This window comes from Streptomyces sp. CB01635, from assembly GCF_002803065.1.
Classification (GTDB): domain Bacteria; phylum Actinomycetota; class Actinomycetes; order Streptomycetales; family Streptomycetaceae; genus Streptomyces.
This window is the reverse complement of sequence record NZ_NNBL01000010.1, coordinates 37,865-61,710: the sequence shown is the minus strand read 5'-3', so window position 1 is coordinate 61,710 and position 23,846 is coordinate 37,865. Positions and strand designations below refer to the sequence as shown.

The following is a 23,846-nucleotide window of genomic DNA, read 5'->3' as shown; positions in this document are numbered from 1 at the left end:
GGCAGGGCCTAGAAGACCGCCCGGATCTCCCCCACGACGCCCCCGCCGCCGTGCAGCGGCGCCGCGCCGATGCGGGCCACGACCTCGCCGTCCACGCCCAACATCCGCAGCGCGCGGGCCAGGACCGGGCCGAGGGCCCGCGTCGAGCCGTCGTCGATCTTGAAGGCGAGCGCCCGCCCGTCCGGGAGCGCCACGGCCTGGACCGCCTCGGCGCCCATCTTCGACAGGGTGCCCGGCACCTCGCGCATCAGCCACGTGTCGGGGCGGCGCGTACCGGCGACGTACTCGGGGTGCGCGCGCATCGCGTCGGCGACCCGGCGCTCCGCCGAGCCCTCGGGGGCGAGCACGAAGTGCCGGAAGGCGCGGGCGAGGCCGGTGAGGCTGATGGCCATCAGGGGCGCCCCGCAGCCGTCCGTACCGACCGCGGCGACGGGCTCGCCCGCGGCCTCCTCCACGACCTCGTGGATGAGCTTCTGGAGCGGGTGCTCCGGGTCCAGGTAGGAGTCCTTGGGCCAGCCGTTCACGTCGCAGACGGCCAGCATCGCCGCGTGCTTGCCGGAGCAGTTCATCGTGACCCGGTCCCGTACGGCGCCCGCCGCCAGGTACGTCTCGGTCTCGACCGGGTCGAGCGGCAGGTCGGGCGGGCACTGGAGCTCGGCCGGGGTCAGCTCGTGCTCGGACAGCATCTTCTGGACGAGATCGCGGTGGAAGGTCTCACCGGAGTGGCTTGCGGCGGCGAGCGCGAGCCGCTCGCCCGACAGGTCGAGGCCCGCGCGCAGCACGCCCGCCGCCTGCATCGGCTTGTTCGACGAGCGGGGGAAGACGGGAGCGGTCACGTCCCCCAGGGCGAGCTCCACGGTCCCGTCCGCGGCGAGCACGACCAGGCTGCCTCGGTGATGGCCCTCGACGAAGCCGGAACGGACGACCTCGGCGAGGACCGGGGGTATGGCGGCGGCGGAGGAGGGGGACATCGGTGGCCTTCCGGGGCGGGTCCATGGCGGGCCATGGACAGACCCGCCCCGCAGCGGGCCACCGGGGTCACCGGTGCGGCTGCGTCACGCGAGCAGGTCGTCTACTTGTGCTTCGCCTTCACGGTACCTGCGGGCGATCTCGGCGCTGCAATCGTCGGCCGTCGACTGGAGCAGGTGACGGCGGCGCGAGACCTGCTGCTCGTAGCGCACGAGGCGGCCCATCGCCGTGTGCAGCTCATCGTCCGTTCGGGCGTCCAGGTCCGACAGCTCGACCTCGGCGAGCATCTCGGCGGCCAGGCCCCGGTACTCCTCGCTGCGGGGCGTGCCGAGGGTGACGTGGCGGGCGGAGGAGCGGTGCCCGGCGGCCTTGTCGGTGAGGATCTCGGAGAGCCGGTCCACGACCGGCGCCTCGGGGTCCCTGCGGCGGGCGACCTCGGCCCGCAGGATGTCGATACGGCCCTGGAGCAGCCGTCGTACGTAGCTCAGGTCGGCCTCGTCCTGCTGGGCGTCGCGGCGCAGTGTGCGCAGCTCGGGAAGCCGGAGCGCGGACAGGTCGTGCCCGGGTGGCTCCGGAAGGTCGGGACCGGCGACCCGCTGCTTCGGAGGGCGCGCCGTGCTGAGGCGGTTCGTACCGGTGATGCGACTGGCGTGCGTCAACGAAATGGGGGCCTCTGGAGGCTGCCCGATGCTCGATGTGTGGCTCATTGCGTCCCTACCGTCCCCTCGACCGGACCGACGCGGTGCACCGCGCGTGGGAGCCGGTCTTCGAACCCCGGCTCCGAGCATCGTGCCACTCCGAGTGGCCGCTCTGTGCACGAGTGCCCCTAATCCGCCCCGGATGGGCGGTTCGGGCGCACGGCATGATGGTGCGTATGCGTGCAGTGGTGCAGAGAGTGGACGGCGCGAGCGTCGTCGTAGAAGACGAAGTCGTGGGCGAGATCAAGGGCGAGGGGCTGTGTGTCCTCGTGGGGGTCACCCACGAGGACACCAGGGAGAAGGCGGCCCAACTGGCTCGCAAACTCTGGTCCGTACGGATGCTCGCCGACGAGAAGTCGTGCAGCGACATCGACGCGCCGCTCCTGGTGATCAGCCAGTTCACGCTCTACGGGGATGCCCGTAAGGGCCGCCGCCCCACCTGGAACGCGGCGGCGCCCGGACCGGTGGCCGAGCCGCTGGTCGACGAGGTCGTGGCGCAGCTGCGGGCCCTTGGGGCGACCGTGGCGACGGGCCGGTTCGGGGCGCAGATGCGGGTGTCCCTGACGAACGACGGCCCGTTCACGGTGCTTCTGGAGATGTAGCCCGACCCCTGAGGGGTGTCAGGGCTCGACGACGACTTCCTGCGCGGCCGCGGTCGTGTCCACGATGAGGTCCGCGTCCACCGGCACGTTCCGCTTCACCAGGGCGAGCGCGATCGGGCCGAGTTCATGGTGGCGTACGGACGTCGTCACGAAGCCCAGCTTGCGGCCCTCGGGGCCGTCGGACGCGAGGCGGACCGGGGCGCCGTGCGGGGGCAGGTGCACATCGCTGCCGTCCAGGTGCAGGAAGACGAGGCGGCGCGGGGGCTTCCCGAGGTTCTGCACGCGGGCGACGGTCTCCTGGCCGCGGTAGCAGCCCTTCTGGAGGTGGACGGCGGTGCCGATCCAGCCGAGCTCGTGCGGGATGGTGCGGTGGTCGGTCTCGAAGCCGAGGCGCGGCCGGTGGTTCTCCACGCGCAGCGCCTCGTGGGCGAGGAGCCCGATCGCGGGCCCGTTCCGCTCCGCGTACGCCTCCAGGTCGGCGCGCGGCAGGAACACGTCGCGGCCGTACGCCGTCTCGCGCACCGCGACGCCGTCCGGGACCGGCGCGATCGAACCGGCCGGCAGCTGGACGACCGCGAACTCCTCGGTGCGGTCGGCGACTTCGACCCGGTAGAAGAACTTCATCGACTCCAGGTACGCGATCAGCGCCTCCTGGGAGCCGGGCTCGACGTGCGCCCACGTGGTGGTGCCGTCGTCGACGATGTACAGGGCGTGCTCGATGTGGCCGTGCGCGGAGAGGACGAGCGCCTCGGTGGCCTGGCCGGCCGGGAGGTCGCTGACGTGCTGCGTGAGGAGCAGGTGCAGCCACGCGAGCCGGTCGTCGCCGGTGACGGTGATGACGCCGCGGTGGGAGAGGTCGACGAGGCCGTTGCCGTCGGCGAGAGTGCGCTGCTCGCGGAACAGGTCGCCGTAGTGCGCGGCGACGCCTTCGTCCACGCCCTCGGCGGGAACGGCGCCGGGCAGGGACAGGAGGGGGCTCTTCATGTTCACAGACACTACGACGAGCACACGGACGCGCTTATTCCTGCGGGGCGGCGGATTCGTCGCCGCCCTTGATCTCCGTGCCGTCCCGCTTGGAGCAGTCGGCGCAGCGGCCGAAGATCGCGAAGTGCTTGAGGTCGGTGTCGAACCCGAAGGTGTCGCGCAGCTTCGCGGTGAACTCGGCGGCGACCTCGACGTCGGCCTCGATCACGTTCGTACAGTCCCGGCACACCAGGTGCATGTGGTGGTGCCGGTCCGCGAGGTGGTACGTCGGCGCGCCGTGCCCGAGGTGGGCATGGCTGACGAGGTCCAGCTCCTCGAGCAGCTCGAGGGTGCGGTAGACGGTCGAGATGTTGATCCCCGACGCCGTCTTGCGCACTTCGCAGAGGATGTCGTCGGGGGTCGCGTGCTCGAGGGTGTCGACGGCCTCGAGGACCAGCTGACGCTGAGGCGTCAGCCGGTAGCCGCGCTGCCGCAGGTCGCTCTTCCAGTCGGTGCTCACCACACCGCCGAGTGTAGGTCTACTTGCCGGGAACGACTTCTGGACTGCTGGACTTCGGGACTACTGGACCATTGGGCCGCCGGACTACTTGAAGAAGGCGATGCCGTCGTCGGGCAGGTCCGGCAGGTTGCGGGCCATCTCGGCCACGTCGTCCGGGGAGACGACCTTCTTCAGCTGGGCCGACATGTAGGGGCGCAGCTCGACCTCCGGGGTCTGCTTCTCGCCGACCCACATCAGGTCGCTCTTCACATAGCCGTAGAGCCGCTTGCCGCCGGTGTGCGGTGCCGCGGTCGCGGTGCGCGCGACGGCGTCCGTGACCAGGTCGATCTGCGGCTTCTGGTCGGCCAGCTCGCCGTACCAGATCTCGACGACGCCGTCGTCGCGGACCATGACGACGTCGACCTTGCGGTCCTTGTCGATCCGCCAGAACCCGGACTCGGTCTCCAGGGGCTTCACCTTGTTGCCCTCGGAGTCGAGGATCCAGGTGTGCGAGTGGTACTCGAGGAAGTCCCGCCCGTCATGGGTGAAGGAGACCTCCTGCCCGAAGTTCGCCTTCTCGGCGCCGGGGAAGTCGGTGACACCCGCGCCCGCCCAGTTGCCGAGGAGGAACACCAGGGGGACGAGGTCGGGGTGCAGGTCGGACGGGATCTCGATCATGGTCTGCGAAGCGTCTCTCTGGTGGGGGTCAGCGCTGGCCCTGGTACAGCTTCTTCACGGTCAGCCCGGCGAACGCGAGAACGCCGACGCAGACCAGGACAAGGAGAGCGGAGAAGAAGGCCTCAAGCACGGGGTGCTCCTCGGTGAGCGGTGGTCGGTACAGAGCCGGGCCCCACTTTAGTCGGGTGGGGCCCGGCTCTCTCGATGAGGTCACCCAAGCGGGGTGCGGGCGGTCAGCTCAGGAGCTGGCTCTGCAGGACGACCGCCTGCCGGAAGGGGACGGCGGGGGCGGTGCCCTTACGGGACTGGACGACCAGGCCGACCGTGTCGCCCGCGACCAGATAGGCGCTGCGCACATGCTCGGCGCCGCGCGGTCGTGCCTCGTCGTAGACGTACTCCGTGACGTTCTTGACGTGCGCGTCGTCCGGGTACGACTCGTCGAGGGCCGCGTCGGCGGTCCCCGCCAGTTGCCGGACGGGGGTGAAGCTGCCGACCAGCCCGTCGGAGAACTCCTGGGCGGCCGCTCCGGTGCCGAAGTGGAGCAGGAACACGCGGCTCGTGGTCCCGTCCGGCATGATCCAGCCACGCCCGGCGATGTGCCGCAGGCCGGCGTCGGTCAGGTCCTGGCCCAGCTCCTCGCGCTCCTCCCTCATGAACTGCGCGAGCAGGACGGACTTGGGCACCCAGCCGTCGTCGGTCTTGACGCCCGGGTCGGGCCGGGCACCCTCGGGGGCCTTCAGTACGAGGGCGCGCGGGTCGGCGTAGTGCGCCTGCGCGGTGTTGGCCTCGGCGAAGGGGGCCGGGCTGCCCTCGGGCAGCGGGGGCCGCACCAGCTCCGGGTAGGTCCAGCGCCCGTCCGAGGCCGTGGCGAGGCCCGGCAGGCGGGTGCGCTGCTGCTCGGTGACGCCGTACGCGGCCGCCCCGGCGAGCGCGCCGAAGACGACGACCGCGGAGGTCCAGCGCAACACGGCGCGCAGGACGCGGCGGTCCTTGGGCGCCTGCTCGGGGGCGGCGGGTGCGGGTGCGGGCTCAGCCGAGGGCACGGGCAGGGGCAGGGGCAGGGATGCGTCGGTCGGCATCGTCTCGGCGCTCACACCGCCTCCCCGGGCGACTCGACGGCGTCGAGCTGTTCACGCATCAGCTCGGCGGGTTCGCCGGAGGAGACGAGGCCGTCCTTCGTCCCGTACGCGGTGAAGCTCACCAGCACGTCCCCGCTGTATCCGGAGCAGACCATGATGTCGAGCTTCTCCTCTTTGTCCGCGGGCGGCAGGAAGCAGCCGGCGTCCTTGTGACCCTTGATCTTCGGGCCCTTGCGGAACACCGTCATCGCCTCGGCGAAGCGCGACTGGAACCGGGAGATCTGCCGGGCGGCCTGCCGGTTGCCCATCCGCGACAGCGAGATGGTGACGACGATGCCGCCGTCGGCCCGGTTACCCGACGCGTAGCTGCGCATCGCCATGCCCTTGATCTCCTGCCGGTCGAACTCCCCCTCCAGCCGGCGCCGCTCCTTGAGCGGCAGCGGACGCAGGGACTGCTTGCGCAGGGCGGCCGCCTGCCGGCCGCTGAGCTCGGTGTCGGCGCCGAACCCGGCGATGTCGGGCCCGGCCCGGTATCCCTCGGGCATCGGGAGCAGGGAGGCCTTCAGGCCCGTACGCCCCTTGTCCCGCGCCGGCCTGTCGCGGGGCGTATCCGGGAACTTGTAGCGGGCGGCCCCGGCGTCCCGGTCGGCGCCCTCGACCCGGACCACGGTGTAGCCGACACCACCGGCGACCACACCGAGCAGCAGCACGGGCACGGCGACGCGCGTGAGGAGGCGACGGCGCCGGTCTCCGGGTGGGCGGGTGCCGGGCGTGACGGCCTCGGGAAGGGTTGTCCCGTCGGCCGGCACGGCCCCGGGAGAGATTGCCCCGTCGGCCGGCACGGCCCCGGGAGAGATTGCCCCGTCGGCCGGCGCGGCCCCGGGCGTGGTGTCAGCGTCGCTCATCACAGGCGCTCCCACTGCTGTCGGGCCACCTGCATGGCCCGCTTCTTGCTGATCGGGCGGGGGCCCACCAACGAGACCTCCATGAGGATGTCGCCCCGGGACGCGTACGCCTCGGCGGTGTACAGCGGCATGTAGCCGGCTTCCCGCTCGGGCTGCGCGTGGACATAGACCTGGCCCGTGCCCGAACCGGGAATGGCGCGGCCGACCGTGGACGGGTGACGACCCTCGGCCCAGCCCTGCTCGTTCAGGGCGTCCTCGGCGGACGCCACGGTCGCTTCGTCGCGGTACTGCCTCAGGCGGACGCTGACCATCGTTCCGTCCTCCCGCCACCTGTCCAGCGCCGCACGCCGGAAATCCGCCTCAACCAGGTGGGTGAAGACGGTGTCGGGCTTCGTGTACATCTCCGCCATCTCCAGGACGCTCTGCCAGCGGTCCGACGTGGGCGCATTTGGCAGGTCCGTGGCCCCCTTGGGCCTCTTGACCAGCAGTTTGCGCAGATCGCCGTCCGTGCGGACCTTGCGGTCCCGCGCGGCGGACAGCGGCTCGGGGGCCTTGCCCTTCGACTGCGGCACGACCGGCTGGGACAGCGGCGGCAGCGGGTCCGGGGCACGCCCGGCCTGTACGACATAGCCGACGCACGTGCCCGCGACGACGCCCAGCGCCGCGGCGCAGGCGATCAGCAGGGCGGTGCGGCCGCGGCGGCGCGGCCTGCGGGCCGGGCTCTCGCCGACGTCGTCGCGCTCGTCCCTTTCGCTTACTTCTATGTCTTCCAACGGTCCCCCCACAGAACTCGAATGGAACGTGAAGCGCAGATTCCGTATCCGCGCGCACAAGAGACCCACAGGCCACGCCCGTGGTTGTGCCGGCCCTGATTACGATTCAGCCATGGCGAACAAGCTCGTGATCAAGGTGACCGCGGGGGCCGATGCCCCCGAACGCTGCTCGCAGGCCTTCACGGTGGCGGCGGTGGCCGTGGCCAGCGGGGTGGAGGTCTCGCTCTGGCTGACCGGCGAGTCGTCGTGGTTCGCGCTGCCGGGCCGCGCCGCCGAGTTCGAGCTGCCGCACGCCGCACCGCTGCCCGACCTGATCGAGTCGATCCTGGCGGCCGGGCGGATCACGCTGTGCACGCAGTGCGCGGCCCGCCGCGAGATCACGGAGAAGGACGTCATCGAGGGCGTCCGGATCGCCGGCGCGCAGGTCTTCGTGCAGGAGGCGATGACGGACGGGACGCAGGCGCTCGTCTATTGACGCGGCGCGGACCTACGCTTGAAGCATGTACTCGCGGCGTCGTCATCTGTACTTCGCCATGATGGGCTTCTGCATCGGCCTGTTCGTCCTGGCCTGGGCCGTCGTGCGCCTCTGGTCCGTGCCCGCCGCCGTGGCGATGTGCATCGTGGCGATGGTGATTCCGCCCGTCGCCGCGATCGTCGCCAACCGCCGCGGCCCCGACGACCGCTGGTGGGACGACCCCTCCGGGGACGCGAAGTCCGACGAGTGGTGGGACGAGCTGGACGGCAAGAAGCGGCCCGAAGACCGCTAGGGCCTCTCGTTCGGGCCACGCCGGGCTCGCGGGGTCCGGTGCCGCACCGAGCGGCGTTGTCGTCAGTCGCCGACTCCCTCCTCCGCCTTGCGACGCACGCTCCCCCAAGCTCTCGGCTGCGCTCGAGCAGGGGAGACCCTCAGGCCCCTAGGAACCCCGAGACACCTCGCCCCGGCCGGCGCGGCGCATCGCGACGATCTCCGCGACCGTCTCCAGCCACCGCGCCGCCCGCGTCTCGTCACCCGGCGCCTCTGCCGCCTGCGCCGCCGTCCCCAACCAGTCCCGCAGGCACGCGGACGCCTCACGTGACGGCAGCGGCTCGGGCAGCGCGGCCGCGTACGCGAGGCCGCCGGCCCGGACGATCTCCGCCACGTACGTCACCGAGCGCGGCAGCACGCCGAGCCGGTCGAGGGTGACGGCGGCGGCGATCGCGCCGTCGCCGAAGAGCGCGGTGCGGAAGGTGTCACGGGCCAGGCCGTGGCGCAGCAGCGTCGGGACGTCGGTGGCGGCGAGCACCTCGTCGTCGGTGCGCGGTGCGCCGTCGTGGACCATGGTCATTCCGTTCCGTCGTTCCGTTCGTCGTTCCGTTCGTCGTTCCGTTCGTCGTTCCGTTCCCGTGCAGGTCAGCGGACCGTGATCGTGTAGACGTAGTAGGCGACCTCGTCGTCCGACTTCGTCGGGCCCTCCGTGGTCGTGGCCGTCGGGACCGGGCTCGCGCTGACCTCCGCGGCGCTCCCGCACAGGCCGTGCGGGCAGAACAGCAGTTTCACCGTCGTCGTCCCGGCCGCGCGTGCCTTGAAGTCGAAGAACTGCGCGCCGTCGCCACTGCCGATGAGGTCTTCGTCGCCCCCGTCCTCCTCCTCGCGCCTGCCCTGGTACGTGACGACGCCCTGGTCGGGGCGCGGGCTCGCCAGGTACCAGTTCTGGCCGAGGGCGGGGCTGGCCGGGACCTCGAGCGTGAACGTGTCGCCCTTGTCGACGGAGACGCTCCGCTCGCCCGGCCCGATCGCGGCGGGTCCGGCGGAGCCGCCGCAGCCGGAAAGGGTGACGAGGGCGGCGGCCGAAGCGGCCGCGGTACGCACAAAGTTTCGCATTCGCACGATGAGTTCAGTCCTGCTGGATGTAGACGCGGTTGACGTCGCCCTGGTGGGCCTTGGAGTAACGGTCGTCGGCGACGGCCTGGAGATCACCGTTGATGAAATCGTCCTCGCTGATCCAGGACGTGGTGCCCCACGGGTTGTAGACCTGCAGCTTGCCGTCCTCCTGCCCGATGATCATCAGGCTGTGGCCGTGGCGGTCGCCGTGCTCGTCGACTCGTGTGATGTTGATGGGCACGGGCTTGCCGTCGGCGACGGATTTCTCGATGTCGGGCAGGACGCCGCGCCGGTCGTCGGCGCCGTCCATCTCCTTCTGGTCGTACTTGTCGCCGGTGTGCGGGCCGAGCTCCTTGTTGGAGATCTCCTCCTGCCCGTCGCCGTCCATGCCGGCCGGGTGCCGGTCCCACCACCAGCCGTCCATCTCGCCGTCGCCCTCCTCGTTCATCCGGAACTGCTCGTCGTGCAGGCGCTTGCGGAAGTGGTCGGGGTCGTCGTCGGTACCGTCGGGGCCGCCGGTGAGTTCGAGCGCGTACACCGGGTCGACGAGGGCGCGGGCCGTGACCGTCGAGGACGGGACGCAGGTCTCGTCGTCCTGGTCCCAGAGCTCGCCACGGAAATCCTGCTGTTCCTTGCCGGAGGCGACGGAATTCGTGGTGACCGGCGTCAGGTGCTCCGAGAGCCACGCCGCGTCCTTGCCGTGGATCTTCCCGCCGAACTTCTCGACCTCGCCGACGTCGTGGCCCGAGGCGAGGGCCTTCATGAGGTACGCCTTCTCCTGCGGGCTCGACGCGTTCGCCAACAGCCTTTCCATACGGGCCCGTTCGGCGGGCGACATGTTCTCCATGGCGCGGCCGGAGCGTTCGAGGTCGTTGGCGCTGAGGATCTCGTTCAGCTCGGGGTCGCCGCCCGGGTTGGCGGTGTCGGCGAGGGCGAGCCGGTCGGCGGCGGTCAGTTCGTCGGTGCCCATCTGGCCGGCGCGGGCCTCGGCGGCGAACTTGTTGAGGTCGCGGGCCGCGACGCGGGCGGCGTCATCGGCGTCGGCGGCCGCCTTGTGCAGGTCGTCGACGCCGTGCGAGGCCAGGGAGCGGGCCTTCAGACGGAGGGCTTCCTCGTCGTCGTCCTCGTGCCAGTCGTCGAACCAGCCGTCCTTGCCGCCGAGCATGCCGCGGGCGTCGCGCAGCTTGCCGCGGCCGGTGCCGTCCAGGGTCTGCGCCGTCTCCAGCGCGTCGGACAGCGCGATCAGGGCCTTGCCGCCGCCCTGGAACGCCTCGATCATCTGCTGGGCGTCGCGGGAGGCGGCGCCCACCACGTCGGAGGCGAGGACGCTCGTGTCGCCGACCCAGACCTGCGGCAGGCCCTTGCGGGCGATCTTGTCGATCCGGTCGCTCACGGCGTCGGCCTCGTCGGTCTGGCCGGTGTAGCGCTTGCCCAGCGCTTCGATCACCTTCGGCTCGCCCACCGGCCCCGAGACGCCGAGGGCGTCGTCGATCGCGTCGATCAGGTCGTTCTTGCTGCCGGCCGAAGAGATCCTGTCGCGCAGGCCGTTGAGCTTCTGCCTGCGGTCGTTCGTGGATTCCGTCACGGTCGCAGGCCCCCGTCAGTAGCCGGACAGCGCGGACGGGCGCTCGGCGTACGTCGGCATCGTGCTGACGCGCTCCCCTGCCGCGGAGCCCACGGACACGGACTTCGCTCCGTTGCGTACGCCGATGTCGGAGCCGGAGTAGGCGCGGCTGGACAGGCGGACCTTGTCGGCGAGTTCGTGCAGGGCCGCTTCGAGGACCTTGGTCTCGGCCTCCCAGGCGGCCGCGAACGTGTTGAACGCGGGAGCGGTGTCGGAGCCGCCGAGCGCGTCCTGCGAGTAGCACATCGTGCCGGCGATCGCCTTGCCGATCTTGCCGACGTCGCGGGCCGCGCCGTCGAGTTCGCCGGCCTGGCCCGACATGCCCTTGTGCCCGACCTGGTAGCCCTCCGGAGAGGCCATGGCTCTTCCCCCGATTTCTTGAGTCCACGACCTCGACTCGCCTTCCGGATCAGGGAAGTTGAGTCAGGTCACAGCCTGTCAAGAAAATTAGCAGAACAGCGCCATGTACACGCCCGTCAGCACGGGCTCCGCACAAAGCCGAGGGACCGCACCCCGATTCCGTAGGCGTCCAACCCCCGGAGGTGCGGCCCCTCGGCCGTATCTGCGCCGCCGTCACACGGCGAGCCGCGTCAGACGGCGATGGCGACCTCGGAGAGACCACCGGTCTGGGCGACGACCGTACGGTCCGCCGAGCCGCCGGGGACCAGGGCGCGCAGCGTCCAGGTGCCCTCGGCCGCGTAGAAACGGAACTGTCCCGTCGCCGAGGTGGGGACCTCGGCCGTGAACTCGCCGGTCGAGTCCAGCAGACGCACGTAACCGGTGACGGGCTCGCCGTCGCGGGTCACCTGGCCCTGGATGGTGGTCTCACCGGGCTTGATCGTCGAGGCGTCGGGGCCGCCGGCCTTCGCTCCACACATGTGCTTCTCCAAAAAGGTCGGTCAGGTCTGTCAGGGGGGTCGCGCGGGGTTACTTGTTGGCGCCGAGTTCGATCGGCACGCCGACGAGCGAGCCGTACTCGGTCCACGAGCCGTCGTAGTTCTTGACGTTGGCCTGGCCGAGCAGCTCGTGCAGGACGAACCACGTCAGGGCCGAGCGCTCACCGATGCGGCAGTACGCGATGGTGTCCTTGGCCAGGTCGACCTGCTCGTCCTCGTAGAGGGCCTTGAGCTCGTCGTCCGACTTGAACGTGCCGTCGTCGTTGGCGTTCTTCGACCACGGGATGTTGCGCGCGGACGGGACGTGGCCCGGACGCTGCGACTGCTCCTGCGGGAGGTGCGCCGGGGCGAGGAGCTTGCCGGAGAACTCGTCGGGCGAGCGCACGTCGACGAGGTTCAGGCTGCCGATCGCGGCGACGACGTCGTCACGGAAGGCGCGGATCGAGGTGTCCTGGGCCTTGGCCTTGTACTCCGTGGCGGGGCGCTGGACGATCTCGGCGACGAGGTCGCGCGAGTCGAGCTCCCACTTCTTGCGGCCGCCGTCGAGCAGCTTGACGCTGTCGTGGCCGTAGAGCTTGAAGTACCAGTAGGCGTAGGACGCGAACCAGTTGTTGTTGCCGCCGTAGAGGACGACCGTGTCGTCGTTGGCGACGCCGCGCGCGGACAGAAGCTTCTCGAAGCCGGCCTGGTCGATGAAGTCGCGGCGGACCGGGTCCTGGAGGTCCTGCTGCCAGTCGACCTTGATGGCGTTCTTGATGTGGTTCTTGTCGTACGCCGAAGCGTCCTCGTCGACCTCGACGATGACGACCTTCGGGTTGTCGAGGTTCGCCTCGACCCAGTCGGCGTCTACCAGGACGTCGCTGCGGCTCATGTTTTTCTCCTCCGGGGCAGTTGCGGCGGGGTGCGGGAGTGCGGGTGCGGCGCGGGCACGGTCCCTGCATGCGGACAGGGACGGCATTCGGCGCGCGCGAGGGGAGGCCTCAAAGGGGCCTGGGGAAGCGGGAGTTGCCGTCCCGCTCAGGCGGTGCGACAGAGCATGGCGGCGACGCGGCACAGGTCTACTGCCCGCCGCTTCGTGAGATCCGCCTGTCGCTTCATGCCACCGATCGTAGGTACGCACGGGCGGCCGTGTCACCGGCGTGTCGCATCCTGAGACGCGATCGTCCACGATACGAGATAAGTGCGGCCCCGGAGCCGCTCACCTCGGTCCCCGGCGGCGCTGCGGCTCCGCCGATCACTGCTGTGCGGACGGCGTCGTCTCGCAGTGCGGACGCGCCGTTTCCGGGTGACTACCCGACGAGGTCGAGTTTCGAACCCTTCACCGAGATCTCGACGCCGTCCTTGACCGCCTCGACCCGGTCCAGCTCGATCCCGGCCGGCAGGTCGTCGATCGCCTGCTGGAAGTCGGTGACGGCGCGGATCCGGCCCTCGGCCAGGTCGAGCGCGCCGGCCTTGGGCAGGCTGTCGGCACGCGCCGAGACCTTGCCGTCGGTGACCTTGACCGAGCTGAGGACGGTGGGGTGCAGGGTGCCCACCGGCGTGTGCACGGTGACCTTGACCTTGACCTTGTCGCCGCCGCCGTAGGAGAGGCCCTCGATCCGGGCCGTCACGCCCGGGGCGACCTGGGCGGCGTCCTGCTTCTTGACGGCCTTGAGCAGCTCGGCGTAGGAGATGCGGGCGGTGCCGGTGGCCGAGTCGGCGGTGGCGGAGCTGAAGCTGCTGTTGAACCGAACGCCGTGCATCTCGGCGTTCAGATCGGCGATCCGGATCGACTCGCCGCCGCTTTTCGCGTCGTAGTCCTTGATGCCGATCTCCACGTCGTCCAGGGTGCCGCCCGCGGCCTGGGTCAGGAACGGGAAGCCGTTGATGGACACGTCGGGCGTACTGGCCAGGCCCTCGCTGGTACGCACGCGGTCGGCCGCCTCGCCCTCCGCGTAGTTCACCGCGACCCGGTCGGCGATGACGAACAGGCCGCCCAGGATCACGACGACGATCAGAAGTATCCGCAGAGCACGCATGGCCCGGTGTTTCCCCCCACCTGGACGACAGTTCCTGATCGCGAGAGTACGGGCCGGACCCCCACGAAGGGGGCCCGGCCCGATTCTTGTCGATCAGCTGTGACAGGCCGTATGCCCGCCGGACGCTCAGCCCACGACCCGCCCGAGCAGATAGACGGCCGGGGCCGCGGCGGCCAGCGGCAGGGCCACGCCCGCCGTCATGTGCACGAAGCGGGACGGATAGTCGTAACTCGCGACGCGGTGGCCGATCAGCGCGCAGACACCGGCGCCGAGGCCGAGGAGCGCGCCCTTGGATCCCATGTCCGTCAAGCCGCCGGCGGCGATGCCGGCGCCCGCGGCGGCGAGCAGCGCGACGGCCACGGAGGCGGGCGTCGGCAGCGGGAGCGCCCGCGCGAGGACGGCGACGGCGACGGCCACGGCGCCGACGGTCACGGCGTCCGGGTCGGCCGCGAGGTGTCCGGTCGCGACGATGGCGAGCGCCGCGGAGGCGACCGTCGCCATCAGGCCGTACATGCGCTCGTCCGGGGCCGCGTGGCTGCGGAGCTGGAGGACGAGGGTGAGCAGGACCCACACGCCGAGGGTGCCGAGGATCGCGGCGGGCGCGTGCTCCCGGCCGGTGACGAGCAGCGCGGCGTCGGCGGCGAGGCCGCCCGCGAAGGCGAGCGCGATGCCCTGCCGGGCGGGCCACATGCCGTTGAGCCGGAACCAGCCGGCGGCCGTGACGGCCTGGAGCAGCACGAGCGGCACGAGCAGCGCGTACTGGCCCACCGCGGCGCCGCCCGCGAGCAGCAGCCCGAGCAGCGCGGTCAGCGCGGCGGGCTGCATCCCCGGCTCTATGATCGGCGACCGCCCCTCGGCACGGGCGCGCTGCGCGTCGGTGACGCGCGCGTTGCCGGTGACGGTGGCGGGCCCGTAACCGGCGGCCTCCGGCTCGGCCACGGGCAGCGGCTGGGCCGCCGCCACCGTCCCGAAGACCTGCGTCTGCTGATCGGCGCCGGGGCCTTGGGGCGCCTGGCCGTACGCGGCATGCGCGGGCGGCGGAGTCTGGCCACCGGGCGTCTGAACCGCGGGCCCCTGCCCGTACGGCACCTGCCCGTAACCGTAGGACTGCTGGTCACCGCCGTAGGCGTGCTGCTCACCGCCGTACGCCTGCTGGTCGCCGTAAGCGCGCTGCTCACCGCCGTACGCCTGCTGGTCGCCGTAGGCGTGCTGCTCACCGCCGGTCTGGCTCACCGGACCCTGCCCGTACGCGGCCTGGCCGTACTCGGCCTGCCCGTATGCGGCCTGGCCGGGCTCGGATCCCTGGGGCGGCGGATACGTCGACTGGGCCTGGGTGTCCCAGGTCTGGCCCTGCCAGTGCTGGGTCTGCTGGGGCGGCTGCTGCTGCCCGTACTCGTCTTCGTACGGCTCGTTACTCATCGCGGTCACCCTCCTGCGAACGGCGGGAGCACCTCGACCGTGCCGCCCTCGGCAAGCCGTACCGTCTCATGCCCGCGCTTGCCGACGGGGTCACCGTCGATGAGGAACGAGGACCGTTGCAGGACGCGCACCAGGTCACCGGGGTGTCGCGTACGCACGCCCTCCAGCGCGTCGGCCAGCGTCTCGGCCTCGTACGGCTCCTCGGCGACACCGGCGGCCGCCTTGGCCGCGGCCCAGTAGCGGATGGTTCCGTTGGCCATGTGCGGCGTTCCTCCCATGCGGTCTGTCCATACGGTCTATTCGGCGGTTGCCGTCGTCCATGATGCCGTGGCCCAGCCGCCGATCCGCGCGAGGAGCCCGTCGTCCGCCGCGTGCTCGGCATGGCCCATGCCGGGTTCCAGCCACAGCTCGGCCCCGCCGGGCGCGGCCGAGGCCAGCATGCGCGGGTGGTCGAGGGGGAAGTACGGATCCAGGTCGCCGTGCACGATCAGGAGCGGCGTCGGCGCGATCAGCGGCACGGACTCGACCGGCGAGAGCGGTACCGGGTCCCACTCGTGTGGGTGAATGCGGGTGCGGAGCCCGATGCGGCCCACGATCCGGCCGGCGGGCCGCGTCACCAGCCAGTGCAGGCGCCGCATCGGTGCGGTCCCGCGGTAGTACCAGCGGGCCGGGGCACTGACCGCGACGACGGCGTCGGACCGCGCCTCCGTGCGCCCCCTGTGCAACGCGGCGTGCCGCAGGACGACGGACCCGCCCATCGAGAATCCGACCGTCACCACCTGTTCATGACCGAGTGACCTCGCCCACTCCACGGCGGCCACCAGGTCGAGTACCTCCCGGTCGCCGACGGTGGACCGCCCGCCCGACCGCCCGTGCCCCCGGAACGAGAACGTGACCACGGCGGCACGCTGCGCGAACACCCCCGCCGCACGCCGGACATGCGGCCGTTCCAGATCGCCCGTGAACCCGTGCGCGACCACGATCACCGGGCCCCCGGCGGGCCCTGGCCCGGGGTCGTAGGCGGCCTCGATCGGCACACCGTCCCGCGTGCGCAGCATCACGCGCCGTGAGCGCGCAGTGATCGGCTGCACAGAAGAACCTGCGTCTTGACCTGCCCGACCGGAACTCATGTGGGCTATTCTCCTTGGCAGAGGATCCGGGCAGCGAAGCCCCCGGGTCCTTTTGTGCTTTCGGACCGCGTTGTATACGAACGCGGACCGCACGGCGCGCAGGGCCCCAGGGCGCGGGGCCCGAAGCAGTGCAAAGCAGTACGAACAACGCAGTACGAAGCAGTGCCGTAAACGTCCTCGCAGGGACCGAGGAGGAACCAGACGTTATGGGCGAGCGAAACGTGCACGACCGCAGGACGACCCAGGCAGGTGGGGCGCGATGAGTTCTTTGCTGCTCCTGACCAATGCCCTTCAGCCGTCGACGGAGGTGCTCCCCGCTCTCGGCCTGCTGCTGCACAACGTGCGGGTCGCCCCCGCCGAGGGCCCCGCTCTCGTCGACACCCCCGGTGCCGACGTCATCCTCATCGACGGGCGCCGCGACCTCCCACAGGTACGCAGCCTGTGCCAGCTTCTCCGCTCCACCGGGCCCGGCTGTCCGCTGGTCCTCGTCGTGACGGAGGGCGGCCTCGCGGCGGTCACCGCCGACTGGGGCATCGACGACGTACTTCTCGACACGGCGGGACCCGCCGAGGTCGAGGCGCGGCTGCGGCTCGCGATGGGCCGCCAGCAGATCGTCGCCGACGACTCCCCGATGGAGATCCGCAACGGCGATCTGTCGGTCGACGAGGCCACCTACAGCGCGAAGCTGAAGGGGCGGGTCCTCGACCTGACCTTCAAGGAGTTCGAGCTCCTCAAGTACCTCGCGCAGCACCCGGGCCGCGTTTTCACCCGCGCCCAGCTGCTCCAGGAGGTGTGGGGTTACGACTACTTCGGCGGGACCCGCACCGTCGACGTCCATGTGCGGCGCCTGCGCGCGAAGCTCGGGCCCGAGCACGAGTCGCTGATCGGCACCGTGCGCAACGTCGGCTACCGCTTCGTGACGCCGGAGAAGGTCGAGCGGGCGGCGGACGCGGCGAAGGCCAAGGCGGCCGCCCCGAAGCCGGACTCCGCAGAGCAGGCAGCACACGCGGAAAAGGCCGACAGCACGGACTCCGGGGCCGATTCCCGTGCCGTGCGGGAGCCGGTCGACCAGCCCCGGCCGGGCGCTCACCAGGCCGCCGCCGGACGCCCTGCCCAGCGGTAGGTCCATCCGCGTAGACTCCGCGCGTGGCCAAGGTGACTCGGGATGATGTGGCGCGACTGGCGGGTACTTCGACCGCGGTCGTGAGCTACGTCATCAACAACGGACCTAGGCCGGTTGCCCCGGCCACGCGCGAGCGTGTACTCGCCGCGATCAAGGAACTGGGGTACCGGCCCGACCGGGTCGCCCAGGCCATGGCGTCGCGGCGGACCGACCTCATAGGCATGATCGTGCCGGACGCGCGCCAGCCGTTCTTCGCGGAGATGGCGCACGCCGTCGAACAGGCGGCGTCCGAGCGCGGAAAGATGGTCCTCGTCGGCAACTCCGACTACGTCGAGGAGCGCGAGGTCCACTATCTGCGGGCCTTCCTCGGCATGCGGGTGTCCGGCCTCATCCTCGTCAGCCACGGCCTGAACGACTCGGCCGCGGCCGAGATCGAGGCCTGGGACGCGCGCGTGGTCCTGCTGCACGAGCGGCCCGAGGCGATCGACGACGTCGCGGTCGTGATCGACGACATCGGCGGCGCCCAGCTCGCCACCCGCCATCTCCTCGAGCACGGCCACCCGTACGTCGCCTGTCTCGGCGGCACCGCCGAGACGCCGTCCGTCGGCGACCCGGTCTCCGACCACGTCGAGGGCTGGCGCCGGGCCATGCACGAGGCGGGACTCCCCACCGAGGGCCGGCTGTTCGAGGCGCCGTACAACCGCTACGACGCGTACAAGATCGGGCTCGAGCTGCTCGCCGGGCCCCAGCGGCCGCCGGCGATCTTCTGCTCCACGGACGACCAGGCCTTCGGCATCCTGCGGGCCGCGCGCGAGCTGCGGATAGATGTGCCGGGCGAGCTGGCCGTAGCCGGGTTCGACGACGTGAAGGAGGCGGGCCTGACGGATCCGCCGCTGACGACGGTCGCATCGGACCGCTCGGCGATGGCGCGGTCCGCCGTCGACCTCGTCCTCGACGACTCGCTGCGCGTCGCCGGGTCCCGGCGTGAGCGCCTGAAGGTGTTCCCCTCGCGGCTGGTCGTCCGCCAGTCCTGCGGCTGCCCCTGACCGCACAGAAACGCGCGCCGGCCCCCGAACCGCGGGACCGACGCGCGCGTGCTGCGTGTCACTCGGAACACGTGCTCAGAACATCAGGTTGTACTGGTTGAACCCGGTGCCGAGGCTCTTGCGCGCGCCGAAGACGTCCGCGGACGCCTTGTTGGTGCCCGGGTAGAGCCAGAGCGTGCCGCCCGAGTCGCGGGCCATGACGTCGGCGATACCGTCGCCGGTCACGTCGCCGTTCGTCACGTACGAGGTGAAGTTCCAGCCCGTACGCGCCTGGATGCGCGCGGCGAACGGGGTCTTCTCGACCTGCGTGCCCCGGTAGAGGTACAGGACGCCGGAGCTGTTGCGGACCAGGAGGTCCGCCTTGCCGTCGCCGGTCAGGTCTCCGTGGCCGAAGATCTTGACGCCCTTCCAGGCCTTGTCGACGACCTTGACCTTGCCGTAGAACTCGCCGTTGCCCTTGCCCGGGTAGAGGTACGTCGAGCCGTCGGCGTCCACCGCGACCAGGTCGGGGCGGGAGTCACCGGTCATGTCGCCGGGGATGGCGTACGACTTGTAGCCGCCCCACACCGAGGTGATCTGCATCCACTCGAAGGCGTCCGACGCGTGGTTGTAGTAGCTGCGGTACAGCTTGCCGTCGGTGCTGTCGCGGATGATCAGGTCCTGGAAGAAGTCCCGGTCCAGATCGGCCTGGAGGGCCCAGCTCGCGGTCTGCCAGCCGGCGCTCTGGTAGGCGCGCGTGGTGAGCGAGGTGCCCTTGCTGTCCTGCTCGAACAGGCCCCCGGAGGGGGTGCGCGCCAGCAGGTCGGCCCGGCCGTCGAAGCTCAGGTCCGTGTCGTCGATGCGCGGCTGGGCCGCCCAGACGTACGAGGAGACCTTGGTGAAGACGGGGTAGGCGCCCTTCGCGGTGCAGCCGGAGACGCCCCACGAGACGATGCCGACGACGCGGCCGCCGACGACCACCGGGCCGCCGGAGTCACCGCTGCAGGGGCTCTTGGTGCCCTCGTCGGCGCCCGTCGCCGGGGTGCCCGCGCAGAACATCGAGCCCTCGATGAAGTCGTCCTCGCCGAGGACCGACTGCATCGCGGTGTTGCAGGTGGAGTCGGAGACCATCGGCAGGGTCGCCTTGCGCAGGGTCGCCGACAGGTCGGCGTCCTCGGCGCCGGAGGTCAGGCCCCAGCCGTAGACGGTGGCGGAGGTGCCCGCCTTGTAGGAGGCGGTGTCGTTGCTCTGGACCACCTTCGCCCACTGGTCCTCCAGCGGACGGTCCAGGGTGAGCACCGCGATGTCGTTCTGGATGGTGTCGGCGTTGTAGCGCGGGTGGTTCCACTGGCGCCAGACGCCCGCGACGGTGCCCTGGGCGCTGTCGAGCAGGCCGGCGGTGCCGGCCACGACCGCGCCGTTGTTCACCCAGTCCAGACCGGCGACGCAGTGCGCCGCGGTGAGGACCTTGTTCGGGGCGACGAGGGTGCCGCCGCAGAAGTAGCCGTCGCCGGACGCGGCGTCGTAGTACGAGAGCTGGACCATCCACGGCGCCGAGGAGATCGCCGTCTCGGTGCCGCCGATGATGAACGGCGTCCTCTTGGGCTTCGTCTCCGGGGTCGCCTGGGTCTTCGCGGCCTCGACGACCCGCTTGCGCAGTTCGGCGTCGGAGGCGGAAGGGGCCGGATTCGCGGTACGGGCGACGCTCGCGTCGGGCAGTACGGGCGGTTCGTCGGCCGCGGTGGCAGGGTGCGCCACGAGGGCGCCGGCGCAGCTCAGCGCCAGCGCGAGAGCGGCCGTGGACAACGCCGTGGCGGGGCGTCTCCAGCGGTCGCGCAGGGCAGGTATCACTCAGGGCTCCTGGTGTGAAGAGTGGCTTCAGGGCCCGAGAAGGGGCGTTACGACGCACACCACGGCCGGTACCGGACACAGAGCACACGAAGAATCGGGCTCAGCCCCCAGGCACCGCCGCAGACCCCCCTCCGGCGCACGGATCGTAGATCCCACGGGCCCCTGAACACACGACCTCCACAGCAGGCAGGTGAGAGTTGTTCCGGCGCCCTCCCGTATCTCACCCCCCGTCAACCCGCCGTTTCCCGGGGGTGCCTTTATTTCGGGCAAACAGGGTTCTCGCGGGACTCTCAGGGCACGCTCAGGTGGCTCTCATGAACACGGCACAGGCTTACTGCCATGACCGAGAGCTTCCGCCGAAGCGGCGAGTACCCCCAGGGCCAGCAGCAGCACTCGCAGTCCTCGTATCCGGGGACCCCCGAGGCGGGCGGCGCGTTTCCGCCCCCGCCCGCGTACGACCCGCCGCAGCCGGTGAACGCCGCCCCGGGTTCGGCGATGTGGCCCGCTCCGGTACCGGAGGGCTCCCCCGCGCCGCCCGCACGCCGGCGGCGGGTCAAGGGACCGCTCGGGCTTCTCGCCGCGGTCGCCATCGCCGCCGCGGCCGTGGGCGGCGGCACCGCGTACGCCTTCCAGGAGCTGACCGGCAAGGACTCCACGTCCACCAGCGCCGGCGCGAGCGTCGTGCCGACCAGCAAGAAGGGCACCGTCGCCGGTGTCGCCGAGGCCGTCAGCCCCGCCATCGTGGAGATCAGCGCGACCTCGAACGCGGGCAGCTCGACCGGCTCCGGCGTCGTCATCACGAGCGACGGCGAGATCGTCACCAACAACCACGTCGTCTCGGGCGCCTCGACGGTCAAGGTGCGCACGAACGACGGCAAGACCTACACCGCCGACGTCGTCGGCACCGACGCCAAGAAGGACCTCGCCCTCATCAAGCTGAAGAACGCGTCCGGCCTCAAGACCGCGTCCCTCGGCGACTCCGACAACGTGAAGGTCGGCGACGAGGTCGTCGCCATCGGCTCCCCCGAGGGCCTGACCGGCACCGTCACCAGCGGCATCGTCTCCGCGCTCGACCGCGACGTCACCGTCTCCACGGACGAGGAACAGCAGCAGCAACAGGGCGGCGGCAGCGACGGCCAGTGGCCGTTCGAGTTCGGCGGGCAGCAGTTCAACGGCGACACCGGCTCGTCCAAGACGACGTACAAGGCCCTCCAGACCGACGCCTCCCTCAACCCCGGCAACTCCGGCGGCGCCCTCATCGACATGAACGGCAACATCATCGGCATCAACTCCGCGATGTACTCGGCCAGTTCGGACAGCGGGTCCGGATCGTCCGGCGCGGGTAGCGTCGGTCTCGGCTTCGCCATCCCCGTCAACACCGTCAAGGCCGACCTCGACTCGCTGCGCAGCGGGGGCACCTCCGGCAGCTGACCCCGGCCGCGCGCCGCCGCGCCGCGCCCACCCGCAGCGCCACCGTGCGAGGCTGATACCGGCCCCCACCACCGTCCCCACCCCCGAGGAAGCCCGCCCATGAGCCCCGCCGAAGGCGACCGCGAACCCCAGCGCATTCTCATCGTCGACGACGAACCCGCCGTCCGCGAGGCGCTCCAGCGCAGCCTCGCCTTCGAGGGCTACGGCACGGAGGTCGCCGTCGACGGCGCGGACGCGCTCGGCAAGGCGGCCGCGTACCAGCCCGACCTGGTCGTCCTCGACATCCAGATGCCGCGCATGGACGGCCTCACGGCCGCCCGGCGGCTGCGGGCCGGCGGGTCCAGGACGCCGATCCTGATGCTCACGGCCCGCGACACCGTCGGCGATCGCGTGACCGGGCTCGACGCGGGCGCCGACGACTACCTGGTCAAGCCGTTCGAACTGGACGAGCTGTTCGCGCGGGTACGGGCGCTGCTGCGACGCAGCGCCTACGCCTCGGCGGCGGGCCCGGCGGACGACGCGGGTGACGTCCTGTCCTTCGCCGACCTGCGCATGGATCTCGCGACCCGCGAGGTCACGCGCGGCGCGCGCACCGTCGAGCTGACGCGCACGGAGTTCACGCTCCTGGAGATGTTCCTCGCCCACCCGCGCCAGGTCCTCACCCGCGAACAGATCCTCAAGGCGGTCTGGGGCTTCGACTTCGAGCCGAGCTCCAACTCCCTGGACGTGTACGTGATGTATCTGCGCCGGAAGACGGAGGCGGGCGGGGAGCCGAGGCTCGTTCATACCGTGCGGGGTGTGGGGTATGTGCTGCGCTCGGGCGGGAGCGAATGAACCGGGTCGTCCGCTACTTCCGGGGGCTGCCCCTCAGGTCCCGGCTCTCGGTGCTGTCCGCCGTCGCCGTGGCGTTCGCCGTGGCCGCGGTGTCGGTGACCTGCTGGTTCATCGTGCACGACCAGCTGTACAGCAAGCTCGACGACGACCTGCGCGACGCCCTCCCGGGCGTGCCCGCCGCCCAGTACGCCCAGCTGGTGGCCAACTGCACGACGACGACCGCCGAGGACAACGGCTTCGGCCGTCCGCAGGTGTACTACGTGCAGATCGTCGACAGCCACGGCACGGTGTGCGTGGCCCCGAACTCGCTCGGCACCGTCGAGGCCACCCCCGAAGACCGGGCCATCGCGAAGCGGGGCGACGCCGATCACGTCTACTTCCGCAACGGCGTCGACAGCGACGGCAAGCCCCTGCGCGTCATGACCCGCGCCGCGGTCACCGACGGCCCCGCGCGCGCCGTGGTACAGGACCTGGCTCTCACGGTCGCCGTGCCCCTGACGGACACCGACAAGACCCTCAACAACCTCGCGCTGGTTCTCCTGGTCATCGGCGGGATCGGCGTCGTCGGCGCGGGCGCCGCCGGACTGTGGGTGGCCCGCACAGGGCTGCGCCCCATCGACGAACTCACCAACACCGTCGAGCACGTGGCCCGCACGGAAGACCTCACAGTCCGCATCCCCGTGGAGGGCGACGACGAGATCGCACGCCTCTCCGCGTCCTTCAACTCCATGACCGCCTCGCTCGCCTCGTCGCGGGACCTCCAGCAGCAGCTCATCGCCGACGCCGGGCACGAGCTGCGCACGCCCCTCACCTCGATGCGCACCAACATCGAGCTGCTCACCCGCAGCGACGAGACGGGCCGCGCGATCCCGCCGGACGACCGCAAGGCGCTGATGGCCTCGCTCAAGGCGCAGATGACCGAACTGGCCGCACTCATCGGGGACTTGCAGGAGCTGTCCCGTACGGGCCTGACGGCCGGCGACGCGCCCCTCAAGGTCGTCGGCCTGCACGACACGGTCCGCACCGCGCTGGAGCGCGCCGCGCTGCGCGGGCCCGAGCTGACGATCACCTCCGAGCTGGCGCCCTGGTACGTACGGGCCGAGCCCGCGTCCCTGGAGCGCGCGATCGTGAACCTCCTCGACAACGCGGTCAAGTTCAGCCCGCCCGAGGGCACGATCGAGGTCCACCTCATGCGCGGCCGGCTGACCGTGCGCGATCACGGTCCCGGCATCCCGGCCGATGAACTCCCTTACGTCTTCGACCGGTTCTGGCGCTCGCAGAGCGCGCGGGCGCTGCCGGGTTCGGGTCTGGGCCTGTCGATCGTGGCGCGCACGGTGGAGAGCTGCGGCGGCACCGTCGCGCTCGGGGCCGCGGAGGGCGGCGGCACGGTCGCTACGGTGCAGCTGCCGGGCGCCCCGACGCCTCCGCCGGAGGTCCCCGAAGGCGCGCTGGACACGCCCTAGGGCCC

28 protein-coding genes are annotated in these 23,846 nt (G+C 71.3%); 8 read left to right on the top strand and 20 right to left on the bottom strand.

Annotation, left to right across the window (positions count from 1 at the left end):
- Positions 1–8 precede the first annotated feature (8 nt).
- Positions 9–971 (bottom strand): asparaginase, encoded by a 963-nt coding sequence (locus tag CG723_RS24555; RefSeq protein WP_100595629.1) that lies wholly within the window; start codon positions 969–971, stop codon positions 9–11.
- 84 nt (positions 972–1,055) lie between these two features.
- Entirely contained in the window at positions 1,056–1,676 is a 621-nt protein-coding gene (locus CG723_RS24550; RefSeq protein ID WP_234374498.1) for an RsiG family protein, read from the bottom strand.
- A 167-nt stretch (positions 1,677–1,843) separates the two neighbouring features.
- Here CG723_RS24550 and dtd point away from each other — a divergent pair, with 167 nt between their 5' ends.
- On the top strand, positions 1,844–2,269 hold the full coding sequence (dtd, locus tag CG723_RS24545; protein ID WP_100595628.1) for a D-aminoacyl-tRNA deacylase: 426 nt from the start codon (positions 1,844–1,846) through the stop codon (positions 2,267–2,269).
- A gap of 18 nt (positions 2,270–2,287) precedes the next feature.
- On the opposite strand, the gene ygfZ is transcribed toward dtd, so the two are convergent.
- From ygfZ to CG723_RS24510, 6 genes are all read right to left on the bottom strand, one after another.
- On the bottom strand, positions 2,288–3,253 hold the full coding sequence (ygfZ, locus tag CG723_RS24540; RefSeq protein ID WP_100595778.1) for a CAF17-like 4Fe-4S cluster assembly/insertion protein YgfZ: 966 nt from the start codon (positions 3,251–3,253) through the stop codon (positions 2,288–2,290).
- Between the two features lie 34 nt (positions 3,254–3,287).
- Positions 3,288–3,755 (bottom strand): Fur family transcriptional regulator, encoded by a 468-nt coding sequence (locus CG723_RS24535; RefSeq protein WP_100595627.1) that lies wholly within the window; start codon positions 3,753–3,755, stop codon positions 3,288–3,290.
- 81 nt (positions 3,756–3,836) lie between these two features.
- Positions 3,837–4,409 carry an FABP family protein gene (locus CG723_RS24530; RefSeq protein ID WP_100595626.1) on the bottom strand — a complete coding sequence of 191 codons (573 nt, stop codon included), beginning with the start codon at positions 4,407–4,409 and terminating at the stop codon, positions 3,837–3,839.
- Between the two features lie 233 nt (positions 4,410–4,642).
- A complete protein-coding gene (locus tag CG723_RS24520; protein ID WP_234374497.1) occupies positions 4,643–5,503 on the bottom strand; it encodes a hypothetical protein in 861 nt (286 codons plus the stop codon).
- Positions 5,500–6,393: a hypothetical protein gene (locus CG723_RS24515; RefSeq protein ID WP_100595625.1), complete on the bottom strand. Its 894-nt coding sequence runs from the start codon at positions 6,391–6,393 to the stop codon at positions 5,500–5,502. The genes CG723_RS24520 and CG723_RS24515 overlap by 4 nt, the downstream gene beginning before the upstream one ends.
- The gene (locus tag CG723_RS24510) at positions 6,393–7,166 is read right to left on the bottom strand and encodes a hypothetical protein (RefSeq protein ID WP_234374496.1); all 774 of its coding nucleotides are present in this window, start codon (positions 7,164–7,166) and stop codon (positions 6,393–6,395) included. Before CG723_RS24510 ends, CG723_RS24515 begins: the two co-directional genes overlap by 1 nt.
- A gap of 112 nt (positions 7,167–7,278) precedes the next feature.
- On the opposite strand from CG723_RS24510, the gene CG723_RS24505 reads away from it, so the two are divergent.
- Together CG723_RS24505 and CG723_RS24500 are read left to right on the top strand one after the other, a co-directional pair.
- The gene (locus CG723_RS24505) at positions 7,279–7,641 is read left to right on the top strand and encodes a DsrE family protein (RefSeq protein WP_100595624.1); all 363 of its coding nucleotides are present in this window, start codon (positions 7,279–7,281) and stop codon (positions 7,639–7,641) included.
- 25 nt (positions 7,642–7,666) lie between these two features.
- A complete protein-coding gene (locus CG723_RS24500; RefSeq protein ID WP_100595623.1) occupies positions 7,667–7,933 on the top strand; it encodes a DUF3099 domain-containing protein in 267 nt (88 codons plus the stop codon).
- Positions 7,934–8,080: 147 nt separating this feature from the next.
- Here the strand turns inward: CG723_RS24500 and CG723_RS24495 are convergent, their stop codons facing one another.
- The 11 genes from CG723_RS24495 to CG723_RS24450 form a co-directional block, all read right to left on the bottom strand.
- Positions 8,081–8,491 (bottom strand): hypothetical protein, encoded by a 411-nt coding sequence (locus CG723_RS24495; RefSeq protein WP_234374495.1) that lies wholly within the window; start codon positions 8,489–8,491, stop codon positions 8,081–8,083.
- Between the two features lie 65 nt (positions 8,492–8,556).
- Positions 8,557–9,027 carry a protease inhibitor I42 family protein gene (locus CG723_RS24490; protein WP_107489209.1) on the bottom strand — a complete coding sequence of 157 codons (471 nt, stop codon included), beginning with the start codon at positions 9,025–9,027 and terminating at the stop codon, positions 8,557–8,559.
- A gap of 13 nt (positions 9,028–9,040) precedes the next feature.
- Complete coding sequence (locus CG723_RS24485; protein ID WP_199841881.1) at positions 9,041–10,612, bottom strand: peptidoglycan-binding protein; 1,572 nt, start codon at positions 10,610–10,612, stop codon at positions 9,041–9,043.
- 15 nt (positions 10,613–10,627) lie between these two features.
- On the bottom strand, positions 10,628–11,011 hold the full coding sequence (locus tag CG723_RS24480) for a hypothetical protein (RefSeq protein ID WP_100595621.1): 384 nt from the start codon (positions 11,009–11,011) through the stop codon (positions 10,628–10,630).
- A gap of 230 nt (positions 11,012–11,241) precedes the next feature.
- A complete protein-coding gene (locus tag CG723_RS24475) occupies positions 11,242–11,529 on the bottom strand; it encodes a DUF1416 domain-containing protein (protein WP_100595620.1) in 288 nt (95 codons plus the stop codon).
- A gap of 49 nt (positions 11,530–11,578) precedes the next feature.
- Positions 11,579–12,418 (bottom strand): sulfurtransferase, encoded by an 840-nt coding sequence (locus CG723_RS24470; protein ID WP_100595619.1) that lies wholly within the window; start codon positions 12,416–12,418, stop codon positions 11,579–11,581.
- A 146-nt stretch (positions 12,419–12,564) separates the two neighbouring features.
- Positions 12,565–12,645 (bottom strand): putative leader peptide, encoded by an 81-nt coding sequence (locus CG723_RS49295; RefSeq protein ID WP_351257108.1) that lies wholly within the window; start codon positions 12,643–12,645, stop codon positions 12,565–12,567.
- A gap of 191 nt (positions 12,646–12,836) precedes the next feature.
- On the bottom strand, positions 12,837–13,565 hold the full coding sequence (locus CG723_RS24465) for an LmeA family phospholipid-binding protein (RefSeq protein WP_100595618.1): 729 nt from the start codon (positions 13,563–13,565) through the stop codon (positions 12,837–12,839).
- A gap of 126 nt (positions 13,566–13,691) precedes the next feature.
- On the bottom strand, positions 13,692–14,984 hold the full coding sequence (locus CG723_RS24460; protein WP_100595617.1) for a hypothetical protein: 1,293 nt from the start codon (positions 14,982–14,984) through the stop codon (positions 13,692–13,694).
- A gap of 5 nt (positions 14,985–14,989) precedes the next feature.
- Positions 14,990–15,244, bottom strand: coding sequence for a MoaD/ThiS family protein (locus tag CG723_RS24455; protein WP_100595616.1), 255 nt, complete (start codon positions 15,242–15,244; stop codon positions 14,990–14,992).
- A gap of 36 nt (positions 15,245–15,280) precedes the next feature.
- Positions 15,281–16,114: an alpha/beta hydrolase gene (locus CG723_RS24450; RefSeq protein ID WP_100595615.1), complete on the bottom strand. Its 834-nt coding sequence runs from the start codon at positions 16,112–16,114 to the stop codon at positions 15,281–15,283.
- Positions 16,115–16,373: 259 nt separating this feature from the next.
- On the opposite strand from CG723_RS24450, the gene CG723_RS24445 reads away from it, so the two are divergent.
- Both CG723_RS24445 and CG723_RS24440 read left to right on the top strand, forming a co-directional pair.
- On the top strand, positions 16,374–17,237 hold the full coding sequence (locus tag CG723_RS24445; RefSeq protein ID WP_234374494.1) for a winged helix-turn-helix transcriptional regulator: 864 nt from the start codon (positions 16,374–16,376) through the stop codon (positions 17,235–17,237).
- 23 nt (positions 17,238–17,260) lie between these two features.
- Positions 17,261–18,283: a LacI family DNA-binding transcriptional regulator gene (locus tag CG723_RS24440; protein ID WP_100595614.1), complete on the top strand. Its 1,023-nt coding sequence runs from the start codon at positions 17,261–17,263 to the stop codon at positions 18,281–18,283.
- Between the two features lie 75 nt (positions 18,284–18,358).
- On the opposite strand, the gene CG723_RS24435 is transcribed toward CG723_RS24440, so the two are convergent.
- Positions 18,359–20,113, bottom strand: coding sequence for a trypsin-like serine protease (locus CG723_RS24435; protein ID WP_100595613.1), 1,755 nt, complete (start codon positions 20,111–20,113; stop codon positions 18,359–18,361).
- Positions 20,114–20,452: 339 nt separating this feature from the next.
- Between CG723_RS24435 and CG723_RS24430 the strand changes: the two genes are divergently transcribed.
- The 3 genes from CG723_RS24430 to CG723_RS24420 all read left to right on the top strand — a co-directional run bounded on the left by CG723_RS24430 (position 20,453) and on the right by CG723_RS24420 (position 23,841).
- Positions 20,453–21,544: a S1C family serine protease gene (locus tag CG723_RS24430; RefSeq protein ID WP_100595612.1), complete on the top strand. Its 1,092-nt coding sequence runs from the start codon at positions 20,453–20,455 to the stop codon at positions 21,542–21,544.
- 99 nt (positions 21,545–21,643) lie between these two features.
- A complete protein-coding gene (locus CG723_RS24425; protein WP_100595611.1) occupies positions 21,644–22,378 on the top strand; it encodes a response regulator transcription factor in 735 nt (244 codons plus the stop codon).
- On the top strand, positions 22,375–23,841 hold the full coding sequence (locus CG723_RS24420) for a HAMP domain-containing sensor histidine kinase (protein WP_100595610.1): 1,467 nt from the start codon (positions 22,375–22,377) through the stop codon (positions 23,839–23,841). The genes CG723_RS24425 and CG723_RS24420 overlap by 4 nt, the downstream gene beginning before the upstream one ends.
- The last annotated feature ends 5 nt before the right edge of the window (positions 23,842–23,846 follow it).